7 protein-coding genes are annotated in these 7,669 nt (G+C 67.5%); all 7 read left to right on the top strand.

Annotated elements, in window-relative coordinates; genetic code table 11:
* Positions 1–339, top strand: a 339-nt coding sequence (locus ACIQ09_RS21145; protein ID WP_398314222.1) for a hypothetical protein, incomplete at its 5' end; no start/stop codon positions are given.
* Between the two features lie 10 nt (positions 340–349).
* Positions 350–1,591, top strand: coding sequence for an FAD-dependent oxidoreductase (locus ACIQ09_RS21140; protein WP_398314220.1), 1,242 nt, complete (start codon positions 350–352; stop codon positions 1,589–1,591).
* Positions 1,592–1,616: 25 nt separating this feature from the next.
* Complete coding sequence (locus ACIQ09_RS21135; protein WP_296406654.1) at positions 1,617–1,874, top strand: sarcosine oxidase subunit delta; 258 nt, start codon at positions 1,617–1,619, stop codon at positions 1,872–1,874.
* On the top strand, positions 1,871–4,783 hold the full coding sequence (locus ACIQ09_RS21130; RefSeq protein ID WP_398314218.1) for a 2Fe-2S iron-sulfur cluster-binding protein: 2,913 nt from the start codon (positions 1,871–1,873) through the stop codon (positions 4,781–4,783). Before ACIQ09_RS21135 ends, ACIQ09_RS21130 begins: the two co-directional genes overlap by 4 nt.
* Positions 4,780–5,385 (top strand): hypothetical protein, encoded by a 606-nt coding sequence (locus ACIQ09_RS21125; RefSeq protein ID WP_398314216.1) that lies wholly within the window; start codon positions 4,780–4,782, stop codon positions 5,383–5,385. Before ACIQ09_RS21130 ends, ACIQ09_RS21125 begins: the two co-directional genes overlap by 4 nt.
* Positions 5,386–5,421: 36 nt before the next feature.
* Entirely contained in the window at positions 5,422–6,750 is a 1,329-nt protein-coding gene (glnT, locus tag ACIQ09_RS21120) for a type III glutamate--ammonia ligase (protein WP_398314214.1), read from the top strand.
* Positions 6,751–6,911: 161 nt separating this feature from the next.
* Positions 6,912–7,669: amidophosphoribosyltransferase (locus ACIQ09_RS21115; protein ID WP_398314212.1), on the top strand; the 758-nt coding region annotated here is incomplete at its 3' end.

Here is a 7,669-nt window from a genome sequence, read left to right as displayed (position 1 = left end):
CGGCGCCTGGAATTACGTGTGGATGGGCGACTGAAGTCGCCCCTACAGGGCGCCCTCACAGACGCGTCAGATCCCGCCACGCTGCCTGCAGCCTTCCCCCGTAGGGGCGACTTCAGTCGCCCGCGGACGCTGGTCGGCGACCGGCGCCTGGAATTACGTGCGGATGGGCGACTGAAGTCGCCCCTACAGGGCGCCCCCACCGACGCGCCGGATCCCGCCACGTTGCCTGCAGCCTTCCCCCGTAGGGGCGACTTCAGTCGCCCGCGGACTGCGATCACCGGTTTGCCCTTCATCCCCGTGCTGCGGGCGGCTCAGGCCGTTTCCCGCATGGCTACCTGAGGACTCAAAAATGCCCTGGCGTCTGCTGCGCTTTGCGCTGAACAAGAAACATCCGGAGCCCCGGATGTTCACCTTCCACGAGAAGCTCAAGTCGAGCTACGACGTGGTCATCATCGGAGCCGGCGGCCACGGCCTGGCCGCGGCCTACTACCTGGCCAAGGAGCACGGCATCACCAATGTGTGCGTGCTCGAGAAGGGCTACATCGGCGGCGGCAACACCGGTCGCAACACCACCATCATCCGCTCCAACTACCTGACCCCCGAAGGCGTCAAGTTCTACGACGAGTCGGTGAAGCTGTGGCAGGACCTGTCCACCGACTTCGACCTGAACCTGTTCTACGCCAACCGCGGCCACTTCACCCTGGCCCACACCGACTCCGCCCTGCGCACCATGCGCTGGCGTGCCGAGGTGAACAAGCACTACGGGGTTAACTCCGAAGTGGTCGGCCCGGAAGTGGTGAAGGAAGCCGCGCCGATGATCGACCTGTCCTGCGCCGGCCACGCCCCCATCCTCGGTGCCCTGTACCACGCGCCGGGGTCGGTGGCCCGCCATGACGCCGTGGCCTGGGGTTACGGCCGTGGCGCCGACCAGCGTGGCGTGGAGATCCACCAGCAGACCGAAGTGCTCGGCATCGACGTGCAGGCCGGCAAGGTCAAGGGCGTGAAGACCTCCCGCGGCTACATCTCCACCGGCAAGGTGCTGTGTGCGGTGGCCGGCTCCACCCCGCGCATCCTCAAGATGGTGGACGTCAAGACGCCGATCTACATCCACCCCCTGCAGGCCATGGTCAGCGAGCCCATCAAGCCCTGGCTCGACCCCATCCTGGTGTCCGGCAGCCTGCACGTCTATATCAGCCAGTCGGCCCGTGGTGAGCTGGTGATGGGCGCCTCCCTGGACCCCTACGAGCTGCACGGCACCCGCTCCACCCTCGACTTCGTCGAAGGCCTCAGCACCCACATGCTGGAGATGTTCCCCTTCCTCTCCGGCGTCAAGGTGATGCGCCAGTGGGCCGGCATGGCCGACATGACCCCCGACTTCGCCCCGGTGATGGGCAAGACCCCGGTGGAAGGCTTCTACCTGGATTCCGGCTGGGGCACCTGGGGCTTCAAGGCCACGCCGGTGTGCGGCAAGACCATGGCCCACACCCTGGTCAACGACACCCCCCATCCGCTGATCACCGGCTTCTCCATGGACCGCTTCCGCAACTACGCCCTCACCGGCGAAAAGGGCGCGGCGAGCGTGGGTCACTGAGTCGGCCACAGAGAGGAAACCCACCATGAAGATCCTGACCTGCCCCCTCAACGGCCCCCGCCCCGTCTCCGAGTTCTTCTACTGGGGCGAAGTGCGCCCCATGCCCAACCCGAATCTGGCCAGCGACGACGAATGGGCCGACTACGTCTTCAACCGCAACGGCGCGCCCGGTGTGAAGAAGGAGTGGTGGTGCCACACCCCCAGCAACACCTGGTTCATCGCCGAGCGTGACACCGAGAAGGACGTCGTGCTCAAGACCTACTTTTATCAGGGAGAAGAATGATGCGTTTGCCCGCCACCAGCGGCGAGTGGATCGACCGCTCCCGCCCCCTCGAATTCCGCTTCGAAGGCCGCAGTTACAAGGGCTACGAAGGCGACACCATCAGCTCCGCCCTGTGGGGCGCCGATGTGCGCGTCCTCGGCCGCAGTTTCAAGTACCACCGGCCGCGGGGCGTGCTGTCCCTGGCCAACCATGACACCAACGCCCTGCACCAGCTGGGTGGCACCCCCAACGTGCGCGCCGACGTCACCCCGCTTGTTGCCGGCATGGACCTCAGCGCGGTCAATACCTTCGGCAGCCTGGAGGGCGACAAGGGCCGCTTCCTGGGCAAGATGGCGCGCTTCCTGCCGGTGGGCTTCTATTACAAGGCCTTCCACACCCGCAAGCTCTTCCCCCTGTGGGAGCGCATGTTCCGCTACATGACCGGCCTCGGCCGGGTGGACCTCCAGGCCCCCCACCGCAGCACCCCCAAGGCCTACGACTTCTGCGACGTGCTGGTGATCGGCGCCGGCCCCTCCGGCCTGTCGGCGGCCCTCGCCGCCGCCGCCCAGGGCGCCGAGGTGGTGGTGGTGGACGAGAACGCCCGGGCCGGCGGCAGTGCCAGCTACCAGATCGGCAACGAAGCCAGCCGCCGTCGCCTGCTCGCCGAGCTGCTCGTCCAGGTGGCCGCCCAGCCGCGCATCCGCGTGCTCACCGGCACCTACGCCGCCGGTTACTACAAGGACCACTGGATCCCCCTGGTCAGCGCCGAACGCATGCTCAAGATGCGCGCCGGCAGCGTGGTGGTGGCCAGCGGCGCCTTCGAGCAGCCTGCCGTCTTCCACAACAACGACCTGCCCGGCGTGATGCTGGCCAGTGCCGCCCAGCGCCTGATGTACCGCTACGGCGTCAAGCCGGTGAACAAGGCCGTGGTGCTGGTCGCCAACGCCGACGGCTACCGGGCCGCCCTCGACCTGCTGGCCCAGGGTGTCGGCGTGGCCGCCGTGGTGGATCTGCGTGCCACCGTCGGCAGCGCCGACACCCTGGCGCGCCTGTTGCAGCAGTCCGGCGTCGAGATCCTCAGCGGCCACGCCGTGGTCGAAGCCCTGCCCGACGGCAAGGGTCTGTGTGCCGGCGCCCGCGTTGCCGCGCTGCAAGCCAACGGCACCCCCGGCGTCCCGACCCGCGACATCGCCTGCGACGGCATCCTGATGAGCACCGGCTGGGCGCCCGCCGCCAACCTGCTGTACCAGGCCGGCACCCGCATGCGCTATGACAAGAAGGTCGAACAGTTCGTCCCCGACGTGCTGCCCGACGGCGTGTTTGCCTGTGGCCGTGTCAATGGCGTACATGAGCTGGCCCGGCGCATGGCCGACGGCACCCGCGCCGGCAGCCACGCCGCTGCGGCCGCCGGCTTCGGCCAGGCCACCGGCGAAGCCCTGCCGCCCGAAGCCGAGAGCCCCAGCCACCCCTGGCCCATCGTCGACCACCCCGCCGGCAAGAACTTCGTCGATTTCGACGAAGACCTGCAGTTCAAGGATTTCTGCAACGCCGTGCAGGAGGGTTTCGACAACATCGAGCTGCTCAAGCGCTTCTCCACCAACGGCATGGGCCCCAGCCAGGGCAAGCACTCCAACATGAACGGGCTGCGCATCCTGGCCCGCCTCACCGGCAAGGAGCCCCAGCAGGTCGGCACCACCACCGCGCGCCCCTTCTACCACCCGGTCCCCATGGCCATCCTGGCCGGGCGCGGCTTCAACCCGGAGCGTCGCACCCCGCTCACCAGCCGCCACGACGCCCTGGGCGCCAAGTGGATGCCGGCCGGCGTGTGGCAGCGCCCCGAGTATTACCAGGTCGCCGGCCAGGACCGCCTGGCCTGCATCCGCGGCGAAGCCCACGCGGTGCGCAACGGCGTCGGCCTCATCGACGTGGGCACCCTGGGCAAGCTCGAAGTCATCGGGCCCCAGGCCGCCGAGTTCCTGGAGCGGGTCTACACCTCCAACTACGCCAACCTCAAGGTCGGCATGACCCGCTACGCGGTGATGTGCGACGAGTCCGGCGTGGTCATCGACGACGGCGTGGTGGCCCGCCTGGCGGACGACCACTTCTACTTCACCACCACCACTTCCGGTGCCGCCACCATCTACCGGGAGCTGTCGCGCCTCAACACCATGTGGCGGCTGGACTGCGGCATCGTCAATCACACCGGCGCCTTCGCCGCGGTGAACCTGGCGGGCCCCAAGTCCCGCGAGGTGCTGAAGACCCTCACCAGCCTGGATCTCTCCGCCGCCGCCTTTCCCTACCTGGCGGTGCGCGAGGGCGAAGTGACCGTGGGCGGTGGAAAGATCCCCGCCCGGCTGATGCGCGTCGGCTTCGTGGGTGAGTGGGGCTACGAGATCCACGTGCCCGCCAGCATGGGCGGCGCCCTGTGGGATGCCCTGATGCAGGCCGGCAAGGCCCATGGCATCCGCCCCTTCGGCGTCGAAGCCCAGCGTCTGCTGCGCCTCGAGAAGGGTCACATCATCATCAGCCAGGACACCGACGGCCTCACCACGCCGCTGGAAGTGGGCATGGACTGGGCGGTGAAGATGGCCAAGCCCTTCTTCGTCGGCCAGCGCAGCCTCGCCGCCATCGCCCGCAAGCCGCGCAAGCAGCAGCTGGCCGGCATCGTCTTCCCGGTGGGTTACAGCGGCGCCGTGCCCCTGGAGTGCAACCTGGTCATTGAGGGCGGCGACATCGCCGGCCGCGTCACCAGCATCGCCTTCAGCCCCAGCCTCGACCGGACCATCGGCCTGGCCTTCCTGCGGCCCGATCTGGCCACCCCCGGCCACACCGTCAGCATCCGCCTCACCGACGGCACCCTGGTGCAGGCCCAGGTCAGCACCACCCCGTTCTACGACCCGGACAACCTCAAGCAGAAGGAGGCCGCATGAGCGCAAACCTCGCCGTGAGCCCGGTGGCCGAACTCCTTGCCACCACGCTCCTCAAGCCGCAAGACCAGGCCGCCGCGGCCGCCAGCCTCGGCATCGCCGACGTGTCTCTTACAGCCCGTCACGGCTGCAAGGGCCCCGGCGCCATCGCCTGGCTGGAAAGCCTCGGCCTGCCCATCCCGCCGAACACCAACAGCTGGCTGCCCCTTGATGGCGGCGGGCTGATCGCCCGGCTTGGCTTCACCGAGTTTTTGATCGAAGGCCCGGACGCGCTGATCGCCTCCCTCGCCGCTGCGCCCCGCGGCCCCGGTGTGTATCCGGTGCTGCGCCAGGACGCCGCGCTGATTGTTGGTGGCGCGCGCCTGGACGAGCTGCTGCGCCAGACCTGCAACGTCAACTTCCGCCCCCTCGACCCGGCCGACCGGCCGGTGGTGCTCACCTCGATGGTCGGTGTCGGCGTCACGGTCATCCCGGAAGTGCGCAAGGGGCTGCCCGCCGCACGCATCTGGTGCGACGGCACCTATGGACATTACCTGTGGGAAACCCTGCTCGGCATCGCCGTCGAGCTGGGTGGCGGCGCCGTCGCCCCCCACAGCTTCAACTGAATCGCCCGAACCCAACCCAACATCAGGAGAGCGGCAATGACGCCCACGGAAGCCAAGAAGTTTCTCGCCGACAACGAGGTCAAGTATGTGCTGGCCCAGTTTGTCGACATCCACGGCACGGCCAAGACCAAGGCCGTTCCGGCTGCCCATTTCGACAGCATCCTCACCACCGGGGCCGGTTTTGCCGGCTTCGCGGTGTGGGGCCTCGGCATCGAACCCAATGGCCCGGACTACATGGCCATCGGTGACCTGGACACCCTGACCCTGGTGCCCTGGCAGCCCGGCTATGCCCGCATCGCCTGCGACGGCCATGTGAAAGGCGAGCCCTGGCCGCTGGACACCCGCGTGGTGCTGAAGGAGCAGATCAAGCGCCTCGACGCCATGGGCTACACCTTCTTCACCGGGCTTGAGCCGGAATTTTCCCTGCTCAAGAAGGATGCCAACGGCAACATCATCCCCACCGACCCCACCGACACCCTGCCCAAGCCCTGTTACGACTACAAGGGCCTGTCGCGCAACCGCCAGTTCCTCGAAACCCTCACCGACAGCCTGCGTCAGGTGGATGTGGACGTCTATCAGATCGACCACGAGGACGCCAACGGCCAGTTCGAGATCAACTACACCTTTGCCGACTGCCTGACCTCCGCCGACCACTACCTGCTGTTCAAGATGGCTGCCTCGGAGATCGCCAACGACCTGGGCATGATCTGCTCCTTCATGCCCAAGCCCTTCGCCAACCGGCCGGGCAACGGCATGCACATCCACATGTCCATCGGTGAGGGCAAGACCAACCTATTCGCCGACGAGTCCGACAAGTACGGCCTCGGCCTCTCGAAGCTGGCCTACCAGTTCCTGGGCGGCATCCTGGCCCACGCGCCGGCCCTGGCGGCCATCTGCGCCCCCACGGTCAACAGCTACAAGCGCCTGGTGGTGGGCCGCTCCCTCACCGGCGCCACCTGGGCCCCGGCCTACATCAGCTACGGCGACAACAACCGCTCGTCCATGGTGCGCATCCCCCACGGCCGGCTGGAGCTGCGCCTGCCCGACGGCGCCTGCAACCCCTACCTGGCCACCGCCGCCGTCATCGCTGCCGGCCTCGACGGCATCGAGCGCAACCTCGATCCGGGCGCCCCCCACAACCAGAACCTCTACGCCCTCAGCCCCGAAGAGCTGAAGGCCGAGGGCATCGAGATCCTGCCCCAGAACCTCCACGAAGCCCTGCTCGCCCTGGAGAAGGACACCGTGCTGTGCAAGGCCCTCGGCCCCGTCGCCGGCGAGTTCCTGCGCCTCAAGCACATGGAATGGGTGGAGTACATGCGCCACGTGTCCGACTGGGAAATCAAGAGCTACCTGGAATTCTTCTGAACCCCTGTAGCGGCGACTCTGTAGGGGCGACTTCAGTCGCCCACGGACGTCGATCAAAGGCATGCCGACGAATCAACGCGCAGATCGGCGATCGAAGTCGCCCCTGAGGTTCAGACGAAGCCGGATCAACGAATCAAAGACTTAACGAAGGAGAAGCAACCATGTGTGGAATCGTTGGACTGCTGGTGAAGACACCGGCCCTGCGGGAGAAGCTCGGCGAGCTGATGGTCCCGATGCTCATCGGCATGACCGAGCGCGGCCCCGACTCCGCCGGCCTGGCCGTGTTCGGCACGCCCCTGGCCGACAGCCAGCGCAAGATCAGCCTGTACTCCGGCCTCACCGAAGACGGCGCCGACTTCAACTGGCTCGGCCTCACCCACGAGCTCAAGGCTCACCTGGGCGTCAGCGCCAGCATCACCCCCAAGGGCAATCACGCCATCCTCGGTTTCGACATCGCCCCGACGGTGGTCAAGCGCTGGATCAAGGAGCACCACCCCAAGCTGCACATCCTGTCCACCGGGCGCAGCATCGACCTCTACAAGGACATCGGCACCCCGGCCGAGGTGGCCGCCCGCTACGGCTTTGGCGCACTGACCGGCTCCCACCTGGTGGGCCACACCCGCATGGCCACCGAGTCTGCGGTGACCCCGGACCGCGCCCACCCCTTCACCGCCGGTGAAGACTTCTGCCTGGTGCACAACGGCTCCCTGTCCAACCCCAACGGCATCCGTCGCATGCTCGAGCCGCGGGGCATCACCTTCGAGACCGACAACGACACCGAGGCCGCCTGCCGCTTCCTGGAATGGCGCCTGCGTGAAGGGGACGACCTGGAAACCGCCCTGCAGAAGGGCTTTGAAGAGCTGGACGGCTTCTTCACCTTCCTGATGGGCACCCCCGACAAGCTGGCCCTGATCCGCGA

The organism is Zoogloea sp., from assembly GCF_044344315.1.
In the GTDB taxonomy this organism is placed as follows: domain Bacteria; phylum Pseudomonadota; class Gammaproteobacteria; order Burkholderiales; family Rhodocyclaceae; genus Zoogloea.
Note: the sequence above shows the minus strand (reverse complement) of the source record. Positions and strands in the feature narration are given on the sequence as shown.

What these genes read in the sequence shown, in the direction of transcription:
- ACIQ09_RS21140 (WP_398314220.1), top strand. Translation starts at nt 350, where the DNA reads ATGCCCTGGCGTCTGCTGCGCTTTGCGCTGAACAAGAAACATCCGGAG.
- ACIQ09_RS21135 (WP_296406654.1), top strand. Translation starts at nt 1,617, where the DNA reads ATGAAGATCCTGACCTGCCCCCTCAACGGCCCCCGCCCCGTCTCCGAG.
- ACIQ09_RS21130 (WP_398314218.1), top strand. Translation starts at nt 1,871, where the DNA reads ATGATGCGTTTGCCCGCCACCAGCGGCGAGTGGATCGACCGCTCCCGC.
- ACIQ09_RS21125 (WP_398314216.1), top strand. Translation starts at nt 4,780, where the DNA reads ATGAGCGCAAACCTCGCCGTGAGCCCGGTGGCCGAACTCCTTGCCACC.
- glnT (WP_398314214.1), top strand. Translation starts at nt 5,422, where the DNA reads ATGACGCCCACGGAAGCCAAGAAGTTTCTCGCCGACAACGAGGTCAAG.